Source organism: Cellulosimicrobium cellulans, from assembly GCF_024124905.1.
GTDB classification, from domain to species: Bacteria; Actinomycetota; Actinomycetes; order Actinomycetales; family Cellulomonadaceae; genus Cellulosimicrobium; species Cellulosimicrobium cellulans_G.
On the sequence record NZ_JAMXST010000002.1, the window covers coordinates 486,491 to 509,619 of the forward strand.

The 23,129-nt window shown below is 74.0% G+C and carries 21 protein-coding genes and 2 tRNA genes; 13 read left to right on the top strand and 10 right to left on the bottom strand.

Annotated features, from left to right (window positions below):
• Positions 1 to 75 precede the first annotated feature (75 nt).
• Positions 76 to 148: transfer RNA gene (locus NHH00_RS07195), tRNA-Lys, on the top strand.
• 319 nt (positions 149 to 467) lie between these two features.
• The gene (locus tag NHH00_RS07200; RefSeq protein ID WP_253051167.1) at positions 468 to 4,274 is read left to right on the top strand and encodes a metallophosphoesterase; all 3,807 of its coding nucleotides are present in this window, start codon (positions 468 to 470) and stop codon (positions 4,272 to 4,274) included.
• Positions 4,275 to 4,396: 122 nt separating this feature from the next.
• On the opposite strand, the gene NHH00_RS07205 is transcribed toward NHH00_RS07200, so the two are convergent.
• A complete protein-coding gene (locus NHH00_RS07205) occupies positions 4,397 to 5,158 on the bottom strand; it encodes an SDR family NAD(P)-dependent oxidoreductase (protein WP_253051168.1) in 762 nt (253 codons plus the stop codon).
• Between the two features lie 341 nt (positions 5,159 to 5,499).
• Between NHH00_RS07205 and NHH00_RS07210 the strand changes: the two genes are divergently transcribed.
• From NHH00_RS07210 to NHH00_RS07240, 7 genes are all read left to right on the top strand, one after another.
• Positions 5,500 to 6,810: a TrpB-like pyridoxal phosphate-dependent enzyme gene (locus tag NHH00_RS07210; RefSeq protein ID WP_253051169.1), complete on the top strand. Its 1,311-nt coding sequence runs from the start codon at positions 5,500 to 5,502 to the stop codon at positions 6,808 to 6,810.
• Between the two features lie 61 nt (positions 6,811 to 6,871).
• Positions 6,872 to 7,687 (top strand): tRNA (guanosine(46)-N7)-methyltransferase TrmB, encoded by an 816-nt coding sequence (trmB, locus tag NHH00_RS07215; RefSeq protein WP_374614539.1) that lies wholly within the window; start codon positions 6,872 to 6,874, stop codon positions 7,685 to 7,687.
• A gap of 186 nt (positions 7,688 to 7,873) precedes the next feature.
• Positions 7,874 to 8,224: a DUF485 domain-containing protein gene (locus NHH00_RS07220; RefSeq protein ID WP_253051170.1), complete on the top strand. Its 351-nt coding sequence runs from the start codon at positions 7,874 to 7,876 to the stop codon at positions 8,222 to 8,224.
• Positions 8,221 to 9,867: a solute symporter family protein gene (locus NHH00_RS07225; protein ID WP_253051171.1), complete on the top strand. Its 1,647-nt coding sequence runs from the start codon at positions 8,221 to 8,223 to the stop codon at positions 9,865 to 9,867. Before NHH00_RS07220 ends, NHH00_RS07225 begins: the two co-directional genes overlap by 4 nt.
• Positions 9,868 to 10,035: 168 nt before the next feature.
• Complete coding sequence (locus NHH00_RS07230) at positions 10,036 to 10,602, top strand: AAA family ATPase (RefSeq protein ID WP_253051172.1); 567 nt, start codon at positions 10,036 to 10,038, stop codon at positions 10,600 to 10,602.
• 64 nt (positions 10,603 to 10,666) lie between these two features.
• Positions 10,667 to 12,247 carry a dihydrolipoyl dehydrogenase family protein gene (locus tag NHH00_RS07235; RefSeq protein ID WP_253051173.1) on the top strand — a complete coding sequence of 527 codons (1,581 nt, stop codon included), beginning with the start codon at positions 10,667 to 10,669 and terminating at the stop codon, positions 12,245 to 12,247.
• A 95-nt stretch (positions 12,248 to 12,342) separates the two neighbouring features.
• The gene (locus tag NHH00_RS07240) at positions 12,343 to 13,266 is read left to right on the top strand and encodes an ATP-grasp domain-containing protein (RefSeq protein ID WP_253051174.1); all 924 of its coding nucleotides are present in this window, start codon (positions 12,343 to 12,345) and stop codon (positions 13,264 to 13,266) included.
• A 120-nt stretch (positions 13,267 to 13,386) separates the two neighbouring features.
• Here NHH00_RS07240 and NHH00_RS07245 read toward each other — a convergent pair whose 3' ends face one another.
• From NHH00_RS07245 to NHH00_RS07260, 4 genes are all read right to left on the bottom strand, one after another.
• Complete coding sequence (locus NHH00_RS07245; RefSeq protein WP_253051175.1) at positions 13,387 to 14,292, bottom strand: ABC transporter substrate-binding protein; 906 nt, start codon at positions 14,290 to 14,292, stop codon at positions 13,387 to 13,389.
• A 91-nt stretch (positions 14,293 to 14,383) separates the two neighbouring features.
• Positions 14,384 to 15,118, bottom strand: a complete 735-nt coding sequence (locus NHH00_RS07250) for an ABC transporter permease (protein WP_253051176.1) — start codon at positions 15,116 to 15,118, stop codon at positions 14,384 to 14,386.
• Complete coding sequence (locus NHH00_RS07255; RefSeq protein WP_253051177.1) at positions 15,115 to 15,756, bottom strand: ABC transporter permease; 642 nt, start codon at positions 15,754 to 15,756, stop codon at positions 15,115 to 15,117. Before NHH00_RS07255 ends, NHH00_RS07250 begins: the two co-directional genes overlap by 4 nt.
• Positions 15,753 to 16,586, bottom strand: coding sequence for an ABC transporter ATP-binding protein (locus tag NHH00_RS07260; protein WP_253051178.1), 834 nt, complete (start codon positions 16,584 to 16,586; stop codon positions 15,753 to 15,755). Before NHH00_RS07260 ends, NHH00_RS07255 begins: the two co-directional genes overlap by 4 nt.
• 236 nt (positions 16,587 to 16,822) lie before the next feature.
• On the opposite strand from NHH00_RS07260, the gene NHH00_RS07265 reads away from it, so the two are divergent.
• Positions 16,823 to 17,464, top strand: a complete 642-nt coding sequence (locus NHH00_RS07265) for a LysE family translocator (protein ID WP_253051179.1) — start codon at positions 16,823 to 16,825, stop codon at positions 17,462 to 17,464.
• A 64-nt stretch (positions 17,465 to 17,528) separates the two neighbouring features.
• On the opposite strand, the gene NHH00_RS07270 is transcribed toward NHH00_RS07265, so the two are convergent.
• The 3 genes from NHH00_RS07270 to NHH00_RS07280 all read right to left on the bottom strand — a co-directional run bounded on the left by NHH00_RS07270 (position 17,529) and on the right by NHH00_RS07280 (position 18,661).
• A tRNA-His gene (locus tag NHH00_RS07270) sits at positions 17,529 to 17,604 on the bottom strand.
• Positions 17,605 to 17,679: 75 nt separating this feature from the next.
• Positions 17,680 to 18,324, bottom strand: a complete 645-nt coding sequence (orn, locus tag NHH00_RS07275) for an oligoribonuclease (protein WP_374614651.1) — start codon at positions 18,322 to 18,324, stop codon at positions 17,680 to 17,682.
• Between the two features lie 187 nt (positions 18,325 to 18,511).
• Entirely contained in the window at positions 18,512 to 18,661 is a 150-nt protein-coding gene (locus NHH00_RS07280) for a hypothetical protein (RefSeq protein ID WP_156533217.1), read from the bottom strand.
• Between the two features lie 208 nt (positions 18,662 to 18,869).
• Between NHH00_RS07280 and NHH00_RS07285 the strand changes: the two genes are divergently transcribed.
• From NHH00_RS07285 to NHH00_RS07295, 3 genes are read left to right on the top strand one after another with little or no spacing between them, the layout of a single operon-like run.
• Entirely contained in the window at positions 18,870 to 19,616 is a 747-nt protein-coding gene (locus NHH00_RS07285) for a phosphatase PAP2 family protein (RefSeq protein WP_253051181.1), read from the top strand.
• A gap of 44 nt (positions 19,617 to 19,660) precedes the next feature.
• Positions 19,661 to 20,329: an ArsR/SmtB family transcription factor gene (locus NHH00_RS07290; protein ID WP_253051182.1), complete on the top strand. Its 669-nt coding sequence runs from the start codon at positions 19,661 to 19,663 to the stop codon at positions 20,327 to 20,329.
• Positions 20,326 to 21,645, top strand: a complete 1,320-nt coding sequence (locus NHH00_RS07295) for an MFS transporter (protein WP_253051183.1) — start codon at positions 20,326 to 20,328, stop codon at positions 21,643 to 21,645. Before NHH00_RS07290 ends, NHH00_RS07295 begins: the two co-directional genes overlap by 4 nt.
• Positions 21,646 to 21,800: 155 nt before the next feature.
• Here NHH00_RS07295 and NHH00_RS07300 read toward each other — a convergent pair whose 3' ends face one another.
• A complete protein-coding gene (locus NHH00_RS07300; RefSeq protein WP_253051184.1) occupies positions 21,801 to 22,400 on the bottom strand; it encodes an energy-coupling factor transporter transmembrane component T family protein in 600 nt (199 codons plus the stop codon).
• Complete coding sequence (locus NHH00_RS07305; RefSeq protein ID WP_374614653.1) at positions 22,397 to 23,053, bottom strand: energy-coupling factor ABC transporter ATP-binding protein; 657 nt, start codon at positions 23,051 to 23,053, stop codon at positions 22,397 to 22,399. The genes NHH00_RS07300 and NHH00_RS07305 overlap by 4 nt, the downstream gene beginning before the upstream one ends.
• Positions 23,054 to 23,129: the final 76 nt, after the last annotated feature.

Consider the following 23,129-nt stretch of genomic DNA (forward strand, 5'->3'; position numbering starts at 1 on the left):
GAGGGACCGGGGCGGCGGCGGGTGCGGGACCCTCGTGCAGGACGACCCGTGGCCGCTGGTAGTGTTCCCTCTCGCGCGCCATTAGCTCAATTGGCAGAGCAGCTGACTCTTAATCAGCGGGTTCGGGGTTCGAGTCCCTGATGGCGCACCCTTCCTGACCAGGCCGTCCACCCTCCGGGTGGGCGGCCTGCGTCGTCCCCGGGGTCCGCCGCACCCGTGCCGGTGCCGGAGTCGTCGCGCGCTCCCCGCCGGGCGCTCTGTCCTCCGTCCCTGTCCCTGTCCCTGTCCCTGTCCTTGTCCCTCTCCCGTCACCGTGCCGGGCACCGGACCGTCTCCCGGCGTTCGGATCGCGTTCGTCCCGTCTCGTCCGAGAGTTCACCCGTGCCCGGAATGGTCCGGTACGGGTGCGCTCGCCGCGGACGTCGGACGGTCGTGCCCTTGCCTGTCGACGACGAAAGGACACACCGATGCGCACGCCCGTGCACACGCCCCGCACCCGGAGAAGACGCCGAGGGCTCGCCGCCGTGGTCGGAGCGAGCCTCGCCGTGGGGGCCGCGCTCCCCGTGACGGCGGCCGTGGCCGCCGACCGCGCGCCCACGCAACGCGCCGCCGCGGCGGCCGAGGAGCCGAGCGGGACCCCGGTGCTCCACCCGACGCCCGGGACGTACCTGGACGGCACGGTGACCGTCACGGCGCAGCCCGTCCAGGCCGGTGACCCGGTCCGCGAGCTGGCGGTCGACGGCCGGCCGCTCGCGGGCGCCACGGCGACCCCCGCCACGTCGCACCTCCTCTTCGACGTGGGCAGCAACTCGATCGAGAAGCGCTACGGCAGCTACGTGCTCGTCAACGGCACGCGACTCGACCTCGACCGGGACATGGTCTCCGAGCGCGTCGCGCTCGACGTGCCGAACGACCTGCTGGTCCAGGGGGAGAACGCGGTGCGGTTCGTCGTGGGCGCCGTCCCCACGTCGTGCGGCTCGAACTATGACGACTTCGACCTCACCGAGGTCTCGCTCGAGCTGCTCGGCGAGGTCGCCGACGGCTCCGGCAACCGTTTCACCTACCAGTTCGGCGACGGCTCGTGCGGGACGAACACGTCCCGCGTCCTGACGGCCGACCTGACGTTCACGGTCGCCCAGGACCCGGCCGCGACGACCGGCCTCGCGGCCGAGCTCGACACGACGACGCTCGAGAACGGTGCGCACACCCTCACGGCCACGACCGCGTCGGGCCAGACCGCGACGAGCGGCGTGACCGTGAACAACTCCGCGCCCGGCGCGCCGGCCCTGACCCCGGCGGACGGCGAGCTCCTCAACGGCACGCGGACCGTCCTCGCGACCCCGCCCGCCGGGGGCGACGCCCCGACGGGGATCGAGGTCGACGGCGCGCCGCTCACCACCACGGCGACCCTCGGCGCCGGCTCGTCGCAGTTCGTCTTCACCGTGGGCTCGAACTCGATCGAGGCGCGCTACGCCAACCACCTGCTCGTCAACGGCCAGCGCATCGACCTCGTCGACCGCGACTACGTGAGCGAGACCGTGCGCGTCGACGTGCCCAACGCGTACCTGGGAGCCGGCCGCAACACCGTCCGGTTCGTCACGGGCACCTACCCGACCTCGTGCGGCGACAACCGGGACGACTTCGCGATCTCGGGCATCGGCCTCGTGCCGAGCCACGGCACCGCGACCCCGGTCGACGTCGCGTCGTCGTACTCGCTCGGTGACGGCGACTGCGGCTCGAGCGCGACCAAGCCGCGCGAGGCCGTCCTCACGTTCGACGTCGCCCCCGCCGCCGACGCCCCGGCGCCCGGCCTGCGCGCGGACCTCGACACCGCCGCCCTCGCCGACGGCGAGCACGTCCTGACCTCCTCGACCGCCGCGGGGGCCACGGCCCGGCGCACGGTCACGACCGACAACACGGGCCCCGCCGTCGCGTCGAGCACGCCCGCCGCCGGGGCCGAGCTCGCCACGGCGACCAGCCTCGCCGTCGAGCTCACGGACGCGTCGGGCGTGCTCGAGGGCCCGTCCGTCACGCTCGACGGCGACGCCGTCGAGGCGGGCGCGCTCGTCGGCCCGGGCCTCGAGCCCGGGGCGCACACCCTCGTCGTCACGGCGACGGACGTGCTCGGCAACGCGAGCACGCACGAGATCGGCTTCACGAGCCTCGGCGTCCCGGACGTCCCGACCGACCTGACCCCCGCGACCGGCACGACCGGCGTCGAGGGCTCCGTCGAGCTGGGCGCGCGCGTGAGCGCCCCTGGCGGCGGTGACGTCACGGCGACGTTCGCACGCGCCGACGTGCGCTCGCCCGTGGCCGCGGCGCAGGGCGAGACCGCCGCGGTGCCCACCGACGTGCTGCACGTCGAGGGCGAGAGCCCGGCCGACGTCGACGCGCTCGTCCCGGGCGACGGCGCGACGCTCGACGCGGCGCCCGCCGCCGACGTCGCGTTCCAGCGCTTCGAGATCGCGGCGGAGGGCGACGTGGCGGGGCAGACCGTCCGGTGGGACGGCGTCATCGACCCGCAGCGCCTCGCGACGCTCCACGTCTGGGACGGTGCGGCCTGGGAGGCGCTGGCTTCCGCGCGCGGCGCCGTCGAGGGGCCGACGAGCCTGACGGCCACGCTGTCCGCGCGGCACGCGACCCAGGGGACGGTCCACGTCCTCGTCACCGGCACCGACCCGTTCGCCGACGACATCGACGACGGCGTCGGCACCGAGGAGCCGACGTCGTTCGCGGACCGCGACGCGTACGACTTCTCGATGGTCCACTTCACCGACACGCAGTACCTGTCCGAGGGTGCCGTCGAGCAGGAGACCGCCGAGGAGCGTGCGGTCTGGGCGAAGTCCTACACCGACCTCGTGCAGTGGGTCGTCGACAACGCGGACGAGCGCGGCATCGAGTACGTCGCGCACACGGGCGACATCGTCGAGAACTACACGCGCACGCCGGCGGACGACGCGATGGCGGCCCAGGTCCGCGGCGAGTACGAGTTCTCGTCGTCCGCGCAGCGGCTGCTCGACGACGCGGGCATCCCCAACGGCGTCCTGGCGGGCAACCACGACAACCTCACGGGCGCCGACAACGGACCCGGCGCGCTCTACAACGCCTACTACGGGCCCGAGCGGTACGAGGCGCTGTCGGCCGGCTGGCAGGACGCGTCCTACGGCGGCCCGTGGCGCGAGGGCGACAACCAGAACCACTACGACCTGTTCACGGCCGGCGGCCTGGACTTCGTCGCCGTGTACCTCTCGTACGGCGTGACCGACGAGGAGGCCGCCTGGGCAGACGGCGTGCTCGAGCAGTTCGCCGACCGCAACGCGATCCTGCTCGCGCACGACTACCTCGCGCCGAGCACCAACCCCGACGGCCGTGGAGCGCCGTTCTCCACCCCGGACGGGCGCCTGCTGTACTCGAAGGTCGTCGAGCCGAACCCGAACGTCTTCCTCGTGCTCTCCGGCCACGAGCACGGCGTGGGGATCAACGTGAAGCGCGACGTCGGCACGCCCGGCAACGGCGTCGTCGAGCTGCTCGCGGACTACCAGTTCTACGAGGTCACCGCCGAGGAGGCCGGTCTCACCGAGATCGGTGGCTACGCGCCCGACCAGGGCCTGCGGCTCGGGTCGAGCTACCTGCGCCTGCTCCAGTTCGACGTCGACCGCTCCGAGCTCGTCGTCGACACGTACTCGCCGTGGCTCGAGAACTTCGGGGCCACGGAGTACGACGACCGCCAGCGCTACAACGGGCTCGAGGACGACTTCACGGTGCCGGTCGACCTCACGACCCGCACGACCACGCTCGTGACGGATGCCGTGGCGCTCTACGCCCCGGCCGAGGAGATCGGGAGCACGACCGTGCCCTCGGGCGAGGTCGCGACCGTCACCTGGGACGGCCTCGAGGCGGGCGCGCTGCACGCGTGGGTCGTCACCGCGACGAGCGCCGGCGGGGGAACGGCGGTCTCGCCGGTCACGACGTTCACGACGGCACCCGCCCAGGACGGCCTCGTCGTCTCGACGACGGCGCGCAGCCAGTGCATGGCGGGCACGGCGTACGTCGCGGTCCGCGCGACCAACGCCGACACCGTGCCGGTCGACGTCACGCTGAGCACGCCGTACGGCGAGCGCACCGTGACGGACGTGCAGCCGGGCGCGTCGGCGTACCAGGCGTTCGCGGTCCGCTCGGCGCAGGTCGCGGCGGGCAGCGCGCACGTGGCCGCGAGCGGAGGCGACCGCACGTTCGCGGGCGACGTCGCGTTCGACGCGCTGTCGTGCGGCTGACCCGTGCACCGCGCGGTTGACCGGGGCGACCCGGTGACGCGCGGCGGCGAGAGGTGAGACGTGGCCCCCGAGCACTCGCGCTCGGGGGCCACGTCTCCGTTCTCGGCCCGGGAGCCGCCGTGTCAGACGGCGGCCCAGCCCCCGTCGCTGTGCAGGACCGCACCGGAGACGTTGGCCGAGTCGTCCGACAGCAGCCACGTGATCGCCGCGGCGAGCTCGTCGGCGCTCGCGGCGGGCGGGACGGTCGTCGCCATGACCGGTCCGAGCCGCTCGCCGGCGTACTGCGAGCGGAAGGGCGCCTCGATGCTCGTCGCGACGGCGCCCGGCGCGACGACGTTCGCCCGCACGCCCTGCGGGGTGTAGAAGAACGCCGTGCTCTGGGTGAAGCCGACGATCGCGTGCTTCGACGTGGCGTACGCGGTGCCCGAGGCCGAGGCGCGCGAGCCCGCCTCGGACCCGACGTTGACGATCGCGCCCTTGCCCGCGGCGAGCATGAGGGGCAGCACCGCGCGCGTGAGCCGCATGACGGCCGTGACGTTGACGGCCAGGACGAGGTCCCACGTGGAGTCGTCGACCTCGGCCGTCGGCAGGAACCCGTCCATGATGCCCGCGACGTTGGCGAGCGCGTCCACGCGGCCGTCCGCCGCCGCGACCACCGCGTCCACGGTGGTCTGCGCGCTCACGTCGCCCGCGACCGTCACGAGGGCGTCGGTCCCGACGTCCGCGACGAGCTTGTCCAGCCGGTCCTCCCGGACGTCCGTCGCGACGACGCGCGCGCCCTCCGCGAGCAACCGCTCGACCGTGGCGCGCCCGATCCCGGCGCCCGCGCCGGTGACGATCGCGGTGCGGCCCTCGAACCTCCCCGGTACGTGGTTGCTGACCATGACGGCTCCTTCCGTCCGCGCCGGCACTGCCGTCGTCCGGCGTCCTGGCCCCATCCCACCGCCCGGCTCCCCGCGCGCGCGAGAGCCGATCGTCCCGAGGCCGGTGCCGGTGGTCCTCCGTCGCCCGCGGGCTCGTCCGGCGGTGTCCGGACCGCGCGCGGCGGGGTAGGGTCGGCCTCGTGACGCACCCGTCCGTGACCCCTTGGTGGCCGGCCGCCTGACGGCCGGTGACCTCATCCGGCCGTGCCCCGACGACGTGGGCGGCCTCGGCGGACCCCGGTGCACGCGTCGTCGGCCCAGCGGCCTGTACCTCCCGAGTACCCCCGAGCTGGAGCCCCAGAATGACGACACAGCAGTCTCCCGTCCCCGTCCGGTCCCTCGAGCCGACCGGAGCGGAGGTGCCCTCGACCGTCCCGACGCACTGGTACAACCTGGCCGCGGACCTGCCCGAGCCCGTGCCCCCGCACCTGCACCCCGGCACGCGCGAGCCCCTCACGCCCGACGACCTCGCGCCGCTGTTCCCGCTCGCGCTCGTCCAGCAGGAGGTGACGACGGAGCGCTACGTCGAGATCCCGCAGACGGTCCGCGAGATCTACGCGCTGTGGCGGCCGTCGCCGCTCGTGCGCGCACGGCGTCTCGAGCGGGCCCTGGGCACCCCGGCCCGGATCTACTACAAGTACGAGGGCGTGAGCCCGGTCGGCTCGCACAAGCCGAACACCGCCGTCGCGCAGGCGTACTACAACGCGCTCGAGGGCACGACGAAGCTCACGACCGAGACGGGTGCGGGCCAGTGGGGCGCGTCGCTGTCGTTCGCGGGCGCACTGCTCGGGCTCGACGTCGAGGTGTGGCAGGTGCGCGCGTCGTTCGACGCCAAGCCGTACCGCCGGGCGCAGATGGAGGTCTACGGCGGGGTCTGCCACCCGTCGCCGTCGGACCTCACCGAGGCGGGGCGGGCGATGCTCGCCGCGGACCCGGAGACGACCGGCTCCCTGGGCATGGCGATCAGCGAGGCCGTCGAGACGGCCGCGAAGGACCCCGCGGCGCACTACGCGCTGGGGAGCGTGCTCAACCACGTCATGCTGCACCAGAGCGTCATCGGCCAGGAGGCGCTCGTCCAGCTCGACGAGGCGGGCGAGGGCGCGCCGGACGTGGTGTTCGGCTGCGCGGGCGGCGGGTCGAACCTCGCGGGCCTGACGTTCCCGTTCCTGGGCCGCAACCTGCGCGAGGGCACGACGACGCGGCTCGTCGCGTGCGAGCCGGCCGCGTGCCCGTCGCTCACCCAGGGCGAGTACCGGTACGACTTCGGCGACGTCGCGGGCCTCACGCCGCTGCTCAAGATGCACACGCTCGGCAAGGACTTCGTCCCGCCGGCGATCCACGCGGGCGGCCTGCGGTACCACGGCATGTCGCCGATGGTGTCGCACGCGGTGAACCTCGGGCTCATGGACGCGGTCGCCGTCGAGCAGGACGACGCGTTCGTCGCGGGCACGCTCTTCGCGCGCAGCGAGGGCATCATCCCGGCGCCCGAGTCGACGCACGCCGTGGCGGCCGCGATCGCGCACGCGCGCGCCGCGACGGAGCCGGAGGTTATCGTGCTCGGGCTGTCGGGCAACGGCGTCCTCGACCTGCCGGCGTACGCGGCGTACGTCTGACGGACGGCCCCGGGCGCCCCGCGCGGTAGGTCCTCGCGCGGGGCGCCCGTACCCTGGTGCGGTGCCCGACCCGACCCCCGAGACCCTCGACGAGCCCGTGACCGGCGCGCCCTCCGTGGCCCCGGTCGCCGGCGACGACCGCCCGCGCTACCGGACCCAGCCCGTGTCGTTCGTGCGGCGCAGCGGGCGCCTCGCGCCGCGCCAGCAGCGCGCGTGGGACGCCCACCGGGACCGCTACGTCGTGGACGTGCCGCGGGACGTCGCGCGGACCTCGGTCGACCCGGAGTTCGTGCTGGACGTCGCGGGCACGTTCGGGCGCGACGCGCGTCTCGTGGTGGAGATCGGCTCCGGCCAGGGCGAGGCCGTGGTGGCCGCGGCCGAGAACGACCCGGGCACCGACTTCCTCGCCGTCGAGGTGTACGCCCCGGGCCTCGCCCAGACCGTGCTGCGCGCGTCCCAGCGCGGCCTGACGAACGTGCGGCTGGTCCAGGCGAACGCGGCCGAGCTGCTGGCCACGACGCTGCCCGCGGGGAGCGTCGACGAGCTGTGGGTCTTCTTCCCGGACCCGTGGCACAAGTCCCGCCACCACAAGCGGCGCCTCGTGGCGCCGTCGTTCGCGCCGCTCGCCGAGCGGGTGCTGCGGGCTCCGGGCGAGGGCGACGACGCGCGGCCGGGCGGCACGCTGCGGCTCGCCACGGACTGGGCGGAGTACGCGGTGCAGATGCTCGACGTGCTCGACGCCGCGCCGGGGCTGCGCAACGTCCATGGCCCGCGCGGGGTGGCGCCGCGCTTCGAGGGGCGCGTGCTGACGGGGTTCGAGCGCAAGGGCCAGACGGCAGGCCGCGTCATCACCGACCTGGAGTACGCGCGCGTCTGACGCCGTGGTGCCCGTCGGCCGACCGACCGCGTCAGGTTCTTGCGGACAGAAGTGATCTACGGCACATTGTGCCGGGGGTGGAACGTCGCCCCGGGCACGCAGTGTCGCGTGCGGTCGCGTCGACAGGTGGCCGTCTGCGGGGTGCGGGCTCTCTGTCAGTCCACGGAATGAGCCAACGGAGGCGTCATGACCGACGTGACGGCCGACCCCGGACCGGGGTCCGTCGACGAGACCGACTACCAGCGCGTGCAACGCTCGCCCGAGTTCCAGGACCTGCGCAGACGGTTCCGGAACTTCGTCTTCCCGATGACCGCGCTCTTCCTCGTGTGGTACTTCGCCTACGTCCTGCTCGCGAACTACGCGCACGACTTCATGAGCACCACGGTCTGGGGGAACATCACCGTCGGGCTGCTCTTCGGCCTGGGGCAGTTCGTGTCCACGTTCGCGATCACCATGATCTACGCGCGCTGGGCCAACAGGCGGTTCGACGCCGCGGCCGACGAGCTGCGCCGCGAGATCGAGGAGGACGAGCTGTGAGCGCGCAGGTGCTGGCCGCGGAGGCCACGGACGTCGGCAACCCGGTCGTCAACATCGCGATCTTCGGCGTGTTCGTCGCGGTGACGCTCGTGATCGTGCTGCGCGCGTCGCGGCAGAACAAGTCCGCGGCCGACTACTACGCGGGCGGGCGGTCGTTCACCGGCCCGCAGAACGGCACGGCCATCGCGGGCGACTACCTCTCCGCGGCGAGCTTCCTCGGGATCTGCGGCGCCATCGCGATCAACGGGTACGACGGGTTCCTCTACTCGATCGGCTTCCTCGTGGCGTGGCTCGTCGCGCTCCTGCTCGTGGCCGAACTGCTGCGCAACACGGGCAAGTTCACGATGGCCGACGTGCTGTCGTTCCGGCTCAGGCAGCGGCCCGTGCGGATGGCGGCGGCGCTGGCGACCCTGGCCGTCGTGTTCTTCTACCTGCTCGCCCAGATGGCCGGCGCGGGCGGGCTCGTGGCGCTGCTGCTCGGCATCGACACCACGGCCGGCCAGAGCGTCGTGGTCGCGGTCGTGGGTGCGCTGATGATCCTCTACGTGCTGGTCGGCGGCATGAAGGGCACCACGTGGGTCCAGATCATCAAGGCCGTGCTGCTCATCGCGGGCGCCGCCGTCATGACGGTGTGGGTCCTCGCGAAGTTCGGCTTCAACCTGTCCGACCTGCTCCAGGGCGCGATCGACAAGGCCGGTCCGGGCGGCGAGGCGCTCATCGAGCCGGGCAAGCAGTACGGCGCGACCGGTACGACGAAGCTCGACTTCCTCTCGCTCGCCCTGGCCCTCGTGCTCGGGACCGCCGGCCTGCCGCACGTGCTCATGCGGTTCTACACCGTGCCGTCGGCCAAGGAGGCCCGCCGCTCGGTCGTCTGGGCGATCTGGCTCATCGGCATCTTCTACCTGTTCACGCTCGTGCTCGGGTACGGCGCCGGGGCGCTCGTGGGGCCGGAGACGATCAGCGCCGCACCAGGCGGCGTGAACTCGGCGGCACCGCTGCTCGCGTTCGCGCTCGGTGGGGAGATCCTGCTCGGGTTCATCTCCGCCGTCGCGTTCGCGACGATCCTCGCCGTCGTGGCGGGCCTGACGATCACCGCGGCGGCGAGCTTCGCCCACGACATCTACGCCAACGTCATCAAGCGGGGCGAGGTGAAGCCCGACGGCGAGGTCAAGGTCGCGCGGATCACCGTCGTCGTCATCGGGATCCTCGCGATCCTCGGCGGCATCTTCGCGCAGGGCCAGAACGTGGCGTTCCTCGTGGCGCTCGCGTTCGCGGTCGCGGCGAGCGCGAACCTGCCGACCATCCTCTACTCGCTGTTCTGGAAGCGGTTCAACACGTCCGGGGCGCTGTGGAGCATGTACGGCGGGCTCGTCTCGTGCATCGTGCTCATCGCGTTCTCGCCCGTCGTGTCCGGCAAGGTCGACCCGGTGACGGGCGCGAGCCTGTCGATGATCAAGAACACCGACATCGACTTCGCGATCTTCCCGCTGAGCAACCCGGGCATCATCTCCATCCCGCTCGCGTTCCTGCTCGGGATCGTCGGGACGCTGCTCAGCAAGGAGAAGCCGCACCCGGAGAAGTTCGCCGAGATGGAGGTCCGCTCGCTCACGGGCGCGGGGGCCGAGAAGGCGGTCGTGCACTAGCGGGACGCCCCTGCCCTCCGCGCGAGGACGCCCCCGGTCCGACCGGACCGGGGGCGTCCCGCGTCCGGTGGACCGGTCGACGCGCGCGCCGCCCGTCCCGCCGCACCGACGTCCCGTCGCGCCGCAATCCCGTCGCCGCGGGCCCGGCCCGCGACGTACGGTCGCGCCATGACCTCTCCGATCCCACCCGACGCGGTCGCCCCCGCGGGGATCCCGGCGCCTGTCCTCGTCGTCACAGGGGCGATGGCCTCGGGCAAGTCGACGGTCGCCGACGCGCTCGCCCGGACGTTCCCCCTCGCCGCGCACGTGCGCGGCGACATGTTCCGCCGGTTCGTGGTGAGCGGGCAGGCGTCGATGGCGCCACCCCTCTCGGCCGCGGCGCGCGCCCAGCTCGACCTGCGGCAGGTGCTCGCGGCGCAGGCGGCGGACGCCTACGCCGCGGCGGGAGTGGTCGCGGTCATCCAGGACATCCTGCTCGGGCCCGACCTCGAGCGGTTCACGGCGCGCGTCCGCACCCGGCCGTGCTACGCCGTGGTGCTCACCCCGGACGCCGCGACCCTCGCCGCGCGCGACGCCGCACGGCACAAGCAGGCGTACGGGGAGTGGACACCGGACGAGTTCGCCGCGGCGGCCCGGGCCACGCCGGGCGGTCTGCACCTCGACACCACGGGACGGTCCGTCGCCGAGACGGTGCGGCAGGTCCTCGACCGGCTCGACGAGGCGCGCGTCGCCTGACGCGTCTCCGAGCTCGCCGACGTCCCGCTGGGCGACGAGCGCGAGGGCGCGTGAGGATGGGCCCATGACGAGCGACCCGCAGCAGGAGACCGCGCCCGACGAGACCTACGACGTGATCGTGATCGGCGGCGGACCCGTCGGGGAGAACGCCGCCGACCGTGCCGGGCGCACGGGCCTGAGCGTCGCGCTCGTCGAGGCCGAGCTGGTGGGGGGCGAGTGCTCCTACTGGGCGTGCATCCCCTCCAAGACGCTCCTACGGCCCGGCGCGGCGCGCGCCGAGGCGCGGGGCGTGCCGGGGGTGGGCGTGGACGACGCGCTCGACGTCCCCGCGGTCCTCGCGCGCCGCGACGCGATGGTCGCGGACTGGGACGACGGCGGCCAGGTCTCCTGGGTCGAGGGCGCGGGGATCGCGCTCGTGCGCGGGCTGGGACGGATCGTCGGACCGCGCCTCGTGGAGGTCGTGGCCGAGGAGCCCGACGCCGACCCGGACGACCTCCCGCGGACGCGGCGGCTCGCGGCCCGGCACGCGGTGATCGTCGCGACCGGGAGCGTCCCCGTGCTCCCGGACGTGCCCGGCCTCGCCGACGCGAACCCCTGGACGAGCCGTGAGGCGACGGCGGTCGAGGACGTCCCCGCGTCGCTCGCGATCGTGGGCGGCGGAGTGGTCGCGGCGGAGATGGCCGTCGCGTTCGCCGACCTCGGCGCGCGCGTCACGGTCCTCTCGCGCGGGGGGCTGCTGGGCCGGACCGAGCCCTGGGCGGGCGAGGCGGTTGCGGCGTCGCTGCGCGAGCTGGGCGTGGACGTGCGCCTCGGCGTCGCCACCGAGTCGGTAAAGGCGCTGCCCGACGGCGGGGCGCGCCTCACTCTCTCGTCCGTCGGGTCGCGCCGGGGTGGGGACGACGCCGGCGAGGCGCCGGACGTGTCGCCCGTGACGGCGGAGCGCGTGCTCGTCGCCACCGGTCGCGCCCCCCGGACGCAGGACCTCGGCGTCGACAGCGTCGGCCTCACCCCGGGACGCGCGCTCGACGTCGACGACACGATGCTCGTCCAGGGGGTGGTGCGGAGTGGCCCCGAGGACGCCGACGGCTGGCTGTACGCCGCGGGCGACGTCACGGGCCGGGTCGCGACGACCCACCAGGGCAAGTACCAGGGCCGGGTCGTGGGTGACGTCGTCGCCGCGCGCTTCGGCGACCCGGACGCCGACGGGGCGCCGACCGCGGGGGAGCGCGCACCTGCGGTCGGCGCGGCGCCCGAGCCGTGGTCGCGGTTCGCGGCGACGGCCGACGGCGTCGCGTCCCCGCAGGTCGTCTTCACGCGCCCCGAGGTCGCGGCAGTCGGGCACACCGAGGCGTCCGCCCGGGAGGCGGGGATCGACGTGCGGGTCGTGCGGTACGACCTCGCGAACGTCTCCGGCGCCGCCGTGCGCGCCGAGGACTACGCCGGCAGCGCCCAGCTCGTGGTCGACGCCGCGCGCGAGGTCGTGGTCGGCGCCACCTTCGTCGGCCCCGACGCGGCGGAGATGCTGCACGCCGCGACGATCGCCGTCGTGGGCGAGGTCCCGCTGCGTCGGCTGTGGCACGCCGTCCCGTCGTACCCGACGGTGAGCGAGGTCTGGCTGCGCTTCCTCGAGGAGTACGGGCTGTAGGCGCGCGCACGCGGCGGCGTGCGCGCGCCGCCCGGGGTGGGCGCGTCACGAGGTGCGGGCGCCCGCGCGGCGGTCCCGTCCCCTAGGCTCGGGGCGTGACGACCGAGACCTCAGCCCCGCGCGTCGCCCTCGCGACGTGCTCCGTCCTGCCGCACCTGGACCCCGACGACGCACCGCTCGTGCGCGCGCTCGACGCCCGTGGCGTCGCCGCGCAGCCCGCCGTCTGGGACGACCCGGACGTCGACTGGGCCGCGTTCGACGCCGTCGTCGTGCGCTCGACGTGGGACTACTCGGCCCGGCGCGACGAGTTCGTCGCGTGGGCGGCGCGCGTCCCGCGCATCCTCAACGCGGAGGCCGTGCTGCGCTGGAACACCGACAAGGGCTACCTGCGCGAGCTGGAGGGCGCGGGCATCCCCGTGATCCCGACGCTGTGGCTCGACCCCGCGCGCAACCTCTCCTCGCGTGCGATCCACACGCGCCTGCCCGCGCAGGGCGACTTCGTCATCAAGCCGGTCGTCAGCGCCGGGGCCAAGGACACGGGCCGCTACCAGGCGGGTGAGGCGCACTCGCGCGGGCTCGCGATCCAGCACGCGAAGAACCTGCTGGTCTCGGGGCGCGAGGTCATGGTGCAGCCGTACGTGACGAGCGTCGACACCGCGGGCGAGACGGGCCTCGTCTTCGTCGACGGCGAGTTCTCCCACGCCGTGCGCAAGAACGCGCTCCTCACCGGCCCGCACCGCCCGACCCGCGGCCTGTACCAGCAGGAGGAGATGAGCCCGTTCACCGCGACCGAGGAGCAGCTCGACGTCGCGCGACGGGCGCTCGCGGTGGCGGCCGACGCCGTCGGCGGCGGGGACGTGGCGAGCTTCCTGTACGCGCGCGTCGACGTCGTGACGGGCAACGACGGCGGCGTCGTCGTCATCGAGCTCGAGCTCACCGAGCCGTCGCTCTTCCTCGCCCTCGCGCCGGGGTCGCTCGACCGGTTCGCCGACGCGATCACCGCGCGCGTCGCGCACTGACGCTGCACCGGGACGCCGCCGCACCGACGTCGCGCGCTTCGTCACGGACCGGCGGTCGGCCGGCCCGCGACCGTGGCCCGTCCCGGGGCGGGGCGGGCCACGATCACGTCGGACGCGAGGTCAGGCCAGGCCGTTCTCGGACAGCCAGTCTGCGGCGATGTCCTCGGGGGAGCGCTGGTCGACCCGGGACTCCACGTTCAGGGCGATCAGGCCCTCCGGGGTGAGCGCCGCGCTCACCGGGTTGATGACGTCCGCGATCTCGTCGGCGACGTCCGCGTCGACGAGCGGCACCACGTGGGACGCGAGGAACAGGCCCTCGGGGTCGTCGAGGGTGACGAGGTTCTCGGTCTGGATGCTCGGGTCGGCGCTGAACACGTTGGCGATGTTCACCGTGCCGGCCACGAGGTCCTGCACGGTGGTGTCGCCCGTGGCGACGAAGGAGACGTCCACGCCGTACACGTCCTTGAGGCCCTGCGGGCCGTAGGGGCGCTGCTCGAGCTCCGCTGGGCCGCCGAGCGTGAGCGGCACGTCGAGCCCGGCGAGGTCCGCGAGGCTCGTGAGGTCGTGCTCCGTGGCGAAGGCCTCGGTCACGTTGTAGGAGTCCTGGTCCGTCGCGGTCGACTGGTCGAGGACCGTGAGCCCGTCGGGCAGGGCCTCCTGGAGCGCGGCGTAGACGTCCTCGGGGGACGTCGCGGTGGTCTCCGGGTCGAAGAACTGCAGCAGGTTTCCCGTGTACTCCGGGAAGAGCTGGATCTCGCCGTCCTCGAGCGCGGGCATGTAGGCGTCGCGCTGGCCGATCGAGAAGTTCCGCTCGACCGTGAAGCCCTTGGCCTCGAGAGCCTGGGCGTAGATCTCGGCGATGATCTCGTTCGAGTCGTAGGCCTGGGAGCCGATGACGATGGCGTCGGACGAGGCGTCCCCGGTGTCGGCGTCGAGCGGGTCGGACCCGCCGCCGCAGGCGGTGAGCGTGAGGACGGCGGTCGCCGCGGCGGCGACGAGGGCGGCGGTGCGTCGGGTGCTGCGCATGTGTCTGCCTTTCTGAGGGCCGTCCCGGGGACCGGGAGGGGCTGGGAGGGGTCGGTCGGGCGACGTGCGGTGCGGGGGTCTCGCCCGCGCGTCAGGCGGTGGTCGGGGCGGGGGCCGGGCGACGCCTCCGCCGGGCGGGCGCGTCGTCCGGCGAGCGACCGGCGGTCACGCCGCGCGGGACGACGACCCGCTGGAGGATCGCGAACAGCGCGTCGAGCACGACGGCGAGGACGACGACGAGGAGAGAGGCCCCGAGGATCTGGGAGAAGTCGCGGATCTGGATGCCCTGGACGATGTAGAAGCCGAGGCCCCAGTTGCCGATGTAGCCCGCGAGCGTGACGGTCGCGACCACCTGGAGGGTCGCGGAGCGGAGACCGCCGATGAGCAGCGGGAGACCGAGCGGCACCTCGGCCCGGAAGAGCACCTGCCAGCCGGTCATGCCGACGGACCGGGCGCCGTCGACGACGCGCCGCTCGACGGCCTCCACACCGGCGTAGGCGCCGGCGAGGATCGGCGGGATGGCGAGGAGGACGAACGCGGTGACGGACGCGGTGACCTTGTGTGTCACCCCGAAGACGAGCACGAGGAGCAGGACGAGCCCGAAGGACGGCACAGCACGGGCCGCGCCCGAGAGCGCGACCGCGAACTCCCGCCCGCGTCCGGTGTGGCCGATGGCCCAGCCCGCCGGGATCGCGATCGCCGCGGCGACGAGCACGGAGACGAACGTGAACGCGAGGTGGGTCCAGATCGCCTCCGGGAGGGGGAGCGCGCCGGTCAGCCGGGCGGGCGAGAAGATCCAGGCGATGGCGTCGGAGAAGAGGTTCATGCGCGCACCTTCCGGGACCAGGGCATGACCGCTCGCCCGGCGAGCACGAGCAGCAGGTCGACGAGCAGGGCGATGACGACGACCGCGACGACGCCCGAGAGGATCTCGGCGACGATCTGCCGCTGGTAGCCGTTCGTGAAGAGGTAGCCGAGGTTGTCGATCCCGATGAGGATGCCGACCGTCGCGAGCGAGATGGTCGACACCGCCGTGACGCGGAGCCCGGCGAGCACGACCGGGCCCGCGAGCGGGAGGTCGACCTGCCAGAAGCGGCGCCACGGCCCGTAGCCGACCGCGAGGGCCGCCTGCCGGACCGTCGGGTCGACCGACGCCAGGGCGTCGGCGACGAACCGGGTCATGATGGCCACGGCGTAGACCGTCAGCGCGACGACCAGGTTGAGCTCGGAGAGGAAGCTGATGCCGAGGAGCGGCGGGAGCAGCGCGAAGAGCGCGAGCGACGGGATCGTGTAGAGCAGGCCGACGAGCGTCAGGACGAGGCCCCGCGTGAGGCGGAACCGGAAGGCGAGCCAGCCCAGCGGGATCGAGACGAGGAACCCGAGCACGATCGGCACCACGCACTGGCTCAGGTGCTCGACCGTGAGGCGGCCGATGAGGTCGAGGTTGTCCAGGACCCAGGTCATGCGCCGCCCTCGACGTGGTCGTCGACCAGGACGCCCTGCGTGCGTCCTCTCCCGTCCACGAGCACGGTCCCGTGCTCCGTGTGCTTCGTGTGCAGCGCGCGGGTGCCGCGCTCCGCCCCGATGAAGCTCGCGACGAACTCGCTCGCCGGGTTCTCGAGGATCTCGCTCGGCGACCCGATCTGGGCCACCTGCGCCCCCTTCTCGAGGATCACGACCTGGTCGCCGAGCAGGAACGCCTCGTCGATGTCGTGCGTGACGAAGACGACCGTCTTGTCCAGCTCGCGCTGCAGCCGGATGGTCTCCGCCTGGAGCTCGGCGCGCACGATCGGGTCGACGGCCCCGAACGGCTCGTCCATGAGCAGGATGTTGGGGTCCGCGGCGAGCGCGCGCGCCACCCCGACGCGCTGCTGCTGGCCCCCCGAGAGCTGGCTCGGGTAGCGGTCCGCGAGCCCGCGGTCGAGTCCCACGGTGTCGAGCAGCTCGAGCGCACGGTCGCGCGCCTGCCGGCGTGACGTGCCCTCGAGGCGCAGGACCGTCGTCACGTTGTCGACGACCTTGTAATGGGGGAGCAGGCCGCCGTTCTGCAGGACGTACCCGATGCTGCGTCGCAGCTTCACGGGGTCCCGGGCGAGGACGGAGGCGCCGTCGATCTCGATCGTGCCCGACGTGGGCTCCACCATGCGGTTGATCATGCGCAGGAGCGTCGTCTTGCCGCTCCCGGACGACCCGACGAGCACCGTCGTGCGGTGGGGCGGGATCACCAGGTCGAAGTCCGCGACCGCCGCCGTGCCGTCCGGGTACGTCTTGGTGACCGATCGGAACTCGATCATGGGGCGCTGCCTCCCGACAGTCGGTGAACCGGCCTCCCACCCAACCACGACCGTGGCCGGCGAGCCGAGCGCATTGCCACGCGTCCACCGACCGTACGTCGAACCACCGACACGTCGCACTCGCACCGGTACGTCGGCTTCGCGCCGTCCCAGGCCTCGTGAGTCGTCGCGGGCCGCTCGGGGGTCGCGGGGGATTCTCCCGTGACGCACGTCATGTCGGGTCCTATCGTGGCGCTGTGCCGCACCTCGACTCCCTGCTCGCCTTCTCCCTCGCCTCGCTCGTGCTCGTCGTGATCCCCGGCCCGAGCGTGCTCTTCGTCGTCGGCCGGTCGCTCACGCTCGGGCACCGCGGCGGGGTGCTGAGCGTCCTCGGCAACGAGCTCGGCGCGCTGACGCTCGTCACCGCCGTGGCGCTCGGCGTCGGCGCGGTCGTCGCGACATCCGTCGCCGTCTTCACGGTCGTCAAGCTCGTCGGCGCGGCCTACCTCGCCTACCTCGGCGTCCAGGCGATCCGGCACCGGCGCGACGGGAGCGTCGACGTCGACGTCGCGCCCGTGCGCGAGCCGTGGTGGCGCGTCGTGCGGCAGGGCTACGTCGTCGGCGTGACGAACCCGAAGACCATCGTGTTCTTCGTGGCCGTCCTGCCCCAGTTCACGGACTTCCACGCCGGTCGCGTGCCCGCCCAGATGATGGTGCTCGGGCTGGTCTTCACGGTGATCGCGTTCGTCTGCGACAGCGCGTGGGCGCTCGCCGCCGGCGCGGCGCGGACGTGGTTCGCCTCGTCGCCCCGGCGCCTGAGCGCGGTCCGCGCGACGGGCGGCGGCATGATGATCGGCCTGGGCGGCGTGCTCGCCGTCGCCTCGCACCGCGCCGCCTGACGCGCGGTCGGACGGGGAGACGCAGCGAGGGCCGGTCTCCCTGCGGAGACCGGCCCTCGCCGTCTGGGGTGAGTAACGGGACTTGAACCCGCGACCCCCTGGACCACAACCAGGTGCTCTACCAGCTGAGCTATACCCACCATGACCGGGCGTGAAGCACCGGCCGTCGAAAAGTGTACCCGGTCCGCGAGGTGCTCCCGGACCGCTTTTCGAGGTCAGGCGTCGGCGGATCCTGTGACGGTGGCCACGGACGTCTCGACCCCGTCGTCGGAGGGTCGGGTCCGGCCGCGCGTGACGCTCGTCGCCACGACCTGCTCGGCGACCTTGCGCGCCGTCGCGGAGTCGGGACCGGGCTGCGGGACGAACACGGCGGCGCGGTAGTAGCGCAGCTCGTCGATGCTCTCGAGGATGTCCGCGAGCGCGCGGTGCCCGCCGTGCTTCTCCGGCGAGGAGAAGTACGCGCGCGGGTACCAGCGGCGCGCGAGCTCCTTGACGGAGGACACGTCGATGATGCGGTAGTGCAGGTGGCCCATGAGAGCGGGCATGTCGCGGTCCAGGAACCCCTTGTCCGTGCCGACGGAGTTGCCGGCCAGCGGTGCCTTGCCGGGCTCGGGGACCCACGTGCGGACGTAGTCGAGGACGCGCTGCTCGGCCTCGGCGAGCGTCAGGCCCTCGTCGAGCTCGTCGAGCAGCCCGGAGGTCGTGTGCATCTGGCGGACGAAGTCGCCCATCTGCTCGAGCGCCTCGGCCGGGGGCCGGACGAGGACGTCGACCCCGTCGCCGAGCACGTTGAGCTCGGAGTCGGTCACGACGGCGGCGACCTCGACGAGGGCGTCGGCGCCCAGGTCTAGCCCGGTCATCTCGCAGTCGATCCAGACGATGCGTTCGTTCGCGTTCACAGGACTCACGGGCGACAGCCTAGCCGCGGCACGCACGACGAAGGCCCCGGCTGTCCGGTCCACCAGGGTCCGGACGGTCGGGGCCTTCGACGAGGGGTGCCGCCGCCTGTCGGGGAGGGTCCCCGGTCCGGCGAGCGGTCGGTGCGCGTCATGCGGTGCGGCGCGGCAGGCGGGCCTGCCGGGTGTTCGCCGGGACGCGGGTCGTGGTGCGGCGCAGCTGCGACCGGCGCAGGGTCTGCTCCTGCAGCTGCTCGCGACGGCTGAGGGCCGCCACGTCGTACGTGATCAAGGGATGCATGGTTCTGCTCTCGTGACGCTGGGTTCGTGGGTCTGGCCGGACCCTCCACCGCCCGGTACGGACCGGACGGACGTCACCGCGGTGTGGGTACATCCGACCACGGTCGTCGGGGGCGCTGCATCCCTTTTTCGCCACGAGCGTCGGGTGCCGGTGCACGACGGCGGTCGGCCGCGCTGCGCGGTCGGCTCGCCGTGCGTAGCCTCCGGGGATGAGCGCGGGGGACGGGCAGCCAGGCGGCAGGGCGGGCGAACGGCGCGGCGTGCCCGCGCGCGCGGTCCTCGCGAGCGTGTGGCCGGGCGTGCTCCTGGTGCTCGCGGGGGTCGCGGGCTTCGCCCTCCTCCTGGACGCGGTGCGCGAGCAGGACGACCTGTGGCGGCTCGACGAGCCGCTGCTCGCGTGGATGGTCGCGCACCGCACGCCGGTCGTGACGGGCGTCCTCACGGTGGTCACGACAGTGTCCGGGCCGTTCGTGCTGCCCGTCCTCGTCGCGGTCGGGTGCGTGGTGTGGGCGCGGCGCACGGGGACGTGGTGGGAGCCCGGCCTGCTCGCGGGCGCCATGGTGCTCGCGACGCTGGTCTCGACCGTGCTCAAGGCCGTGATCGCCCGGCCGAGGCCGCCCGACGTGTCGATGGTCGTCGCCGGGGTCGAGCGGTCGTTCTCCTTCCCGTCCGGGCACACGATCGGCGCGGCGACGCTCGTCCTGGTGGGCGGCTACCTGGTGTGGCACCGCCACCACGACCCAGGGGTCCTGGCGGTCTGGGCGGTCGCCTCCGTGCTCGTGATCGGGTCCGTGGCGCTGAGCCGGCTCTACCTCGGGTACCACTTCCTCACCGACGTCCTGGCAGGCCTGTCGCTCGCCGTGGCGGTTCTGGGGGTCGTGGTCGCGGTGAGCCGCGTCCACGACCTCGTGGTCGCGCGTCGCGCGGCTCCCGGAGCGACGGGCGACTCTCGCTAAAGAACTCTTGCGCAAGAACTCTTTCGTGAACTAGCGTGGCGGGCATGAGCACGCCAGCCGACTCCCATTCCAGCCCGCCGGCCGTCCCTACCGGCCCCGGCCCGGCGTCGTCGGACCGCCTCCCGCGCGGCCCGAGGCCCGAGCCGGGGCAGGTCGTCGCGACCGACCCGGCGACCATCCGGGCGCTCGCCCACCCGCTGCGCCTGCGGATCCTCGCGCTGCTCGACGACGAGGGCGAGGTCACCGCGACACGGTGCGCCGAGGTTACGGGCGAGTCCGTCGCGAGCTGTTCCTTCCACCTGCGGATGCTCGCCAAGTACGGGTACGTCGAGCCCGCGGAGCGTCGCGGCAAGGAACGCCCGTGGCGCTCCGTCGGGCGCGGCCGCCAGACGAAGTTCGACCCCGACGTCCCGGAGTCTCTGCACGCCGCGGGCGCGGTGGCGACCCTCATGCTGGACCAGGAGACGGCGCGTGTCCGGGCCTGGCTCGCCGGGTCCGCTGCCGACGACCCGCAGTGGCTCCTCGCCTCGACGATGACCGGCGCGTCCTTCTACGCGACGCGCGAGGAGCTCGACGCGCTCGCTCGCGAGGTCGAGGCGCTCACGGACCGCTTCCGGGGGCGCTGGGACGACCCGTCGCTCCGTCCCGCGGGGGCACGTCGCGCGCGCCTCTTCTCGATCGTCAACGCCGACCTGCCGGAGGCCCCCCGATGAGCGCGACGCCCGAGCCGACCGCCACCACCCGGCCCGCTCCCGCCGACGCGCCCGGGGTGGCGCCGGAGTCCCGCACCGCGACCGCCCCCGCCGCCGGTCGCGACGACGCCCCGGACCCTCGTGCCGCGCTGCGGTCCCGCCCGTTCCGTCTCCTGTCGGTCGCGTGGGGGTTCACGAACTTCGCCGACTCGGTCCTCGCGATCATCCTCGCCGTCTGGGTGAAGGACCTCACCGGCTCGAACGGCGCCGCCGGCCTCGTGTTCGCGGCGCTCGGTCTGCCGGCGCTCGCGTCGCCGCTCCTCGGGCAGCTCGCCGACCGCGTGTCGCGCCGACGGATGCTCGTCGTCACGTACCTCGTCGGTGCCGTGAGCCTCCTCGCCCTCCTCGCCGTGCGCGGGCCCGAGCAGGTCTGGCTCGTGTTCGTGGTGACGGTGATCTACTCGGCCGTCGGCTTCGCGACCGCGGCGGCCCAGGCGGGCCTCGTGCGGGACATGCTGCCGGACGAGGCGATCGCGCCCGCGAACGGCCGGCTCACGACGATCGACCAGGTCTTCCGCCTCCTCATGCCGGTCGTCGGCGCGGGCGCGTACGCGCTCGCCGGCGCGTGGCCGCTCGTGGTCGCCGCCTCCGTGGCGTTCGCCGTCTCGGGCACCGTCATCGGCCGGATCCGAATCGTCGAGACGCCCCCGACCCCGGCCGCCGAGCGCGAGCCGTACCTGGACGAGATGACCGCGGGCTTCCGCCACCTCGTGCGGACGGCCCCGCTCGGCGTGCTCACGCTCGCCATGCTCGTCGCGTTCGCGGGGGTCGGGCTGCTCAACGCGGTCAGCCTCGCGATCATCGAGGACGGGCTCGGGCTGGCCCCGGAGCTGCTGGGCCCCGTCTCCTCGGTCCAGGCGCTCACCGCGATCGTCGCAGGGCTCACGGCCGCCCGTCTCGTCGCCCGCTGGGGCGCGCAGCGGCTCGTCGCCCTCGGGCTGCTGGTGCTCGCGCTCGGGATCGTGCCCGCGACGGGGACGAACGTCGTGGCGATCGTCCTCGGCATGGGCGCGGTCGGGCTCGGCGCCACCTGGTCGATCGTCGGCTTCGTCACCGAGCGGCAGCTCCGCACGCCCCCGGGTCTCCAGGGGCGCGTCGCCGCGGCGAGCCTGCTGCTGGTCAACGTCCCGCAGCTCGTGCTGACCGTGGTCGGCGCGGCCCTCGTGGGCGCCGTCGACTACCGCGCCCTGCTCGTCGTGACCGTGGTCGGCATCCTCGTCGCGGCGGTCGTCTCCCTCCGCGGCCACCGCGCCACGGGCGAGCCGGCGGCCCGATGAGAGCCCCCTCTCCGCGAGGTAGAGGCCTGGTACGGCGAGGTAGAGGTCTGGTACGGCGGGGTAGAGGTCTGGTCCTGACCACGGCTCTACCTCGTGAGACCACGGGTCTATCTCGCGGGACCACGGCTCTCTCGGCATGGCGGTGGGGCGGGCCGTCAGTCGTCGAGGCCGCGGGCGCGCAGCGCGTCGCCCAGGGCGTCGGCCTGGCGCAGCGCGCCGACGACGAGCGGGACGGCGTAGGCGCGGACGTCGTGCTCGCGGCCCCGGGCGCGGCACGCGTCGCGCACGCGTTGAGCCAGTGCGGAGACGACGGGTACGCAGCGCACGGCGAGCGACAGGACGAGGGCCGCGCGGTCGACGTCGACGCCGAGTCGGTGCAGCGGCCGCAGCCCCCGCTCGATCGCGGCGAGGACGGCCGCCGTCCGGGTCGTGAGCAGGACGAGCCCCGCGAGCGCGACGAGCGCGACGAGCCGGGTCGTGAGCACCACCGCCGGCACCGGCCCGAGGGCGAGCCACTGGACGGCCAGCAGCACGGGCACGACCAGGCGCAGGGGGCGTACCTGCTCCCACGCCGCGCACCATCCCACGCCGGCGACCGCGTAGAGCGCGCCGACGGCGAGGACCACCGCGCCGACCCCCGCCGGCGAGGACACCAGCAGCACGACGGCCGACGCCGCCGCCAGTCCCACGAGCTTGGCCCCGGCCGGGGCGCGGTGCAGGACCGACGACCCCGGCCGGTAGGTGCCCGGGGTCACGACGACGCCCCGTCGACGAGGCGCAGGTAGCGCGCGACGGCGGGCCCCGGCGCGTCGTCGGCGACGACCCGCCCGCCGTCCACCACGAGCACGCGGTCCATCGCGTCCATGAGCGACAGGTCGTGCGAGACGAGCACGACCTGCTGGGGGAGCGCCGCGAGCTCGGCGGCGAACCGCCGTGTGTTGCGCAGGTCGAGGAGCGTCGTGGGCTCGTCGGCGACGACGAGCCGCGGCCCCGCGGCGAGCACCGACGTGAGCGCGAGGAGCTGCTTCTGCCCGCCCGAGAGCAGGTGGGCGGGATGGTCCGCGTGGTCCGCCAGGCCGCGCGCGGCGAGCGCGGCACGCACGAGCGCGTCGCGCTCGGCCGGAGCGTGGCGACGCAGCGAGTACGCGACGTCCTCCGCGACGGTCGGCATGACGATCTGGGCGTCCGGGTCCGTGAAGACGAACCCCACGCGCCGCCGGACCGCGGGGCCGTCGCGGCGCGTGTCGAGGCCGTCGACCAGGACCCGGCCCGACGTCGGCACGACGAGCCCGTTGAGCAGGCGCGCGAGCGTGCTCTTGCCCGAGCCGTTGGCCCCGACGATCCCCACGCGCCGTTCGCGCAGCTCGAGGTCGACGCCGCGCAGCACGTCGCGCTCGCCGAGGCGCACGCGGACGTCCTCGAGCCGGACCGTGCAGCCCGACCCGGAGGACTCGTGCACGAGGGAGGCCCCGGACCCGGGGGAC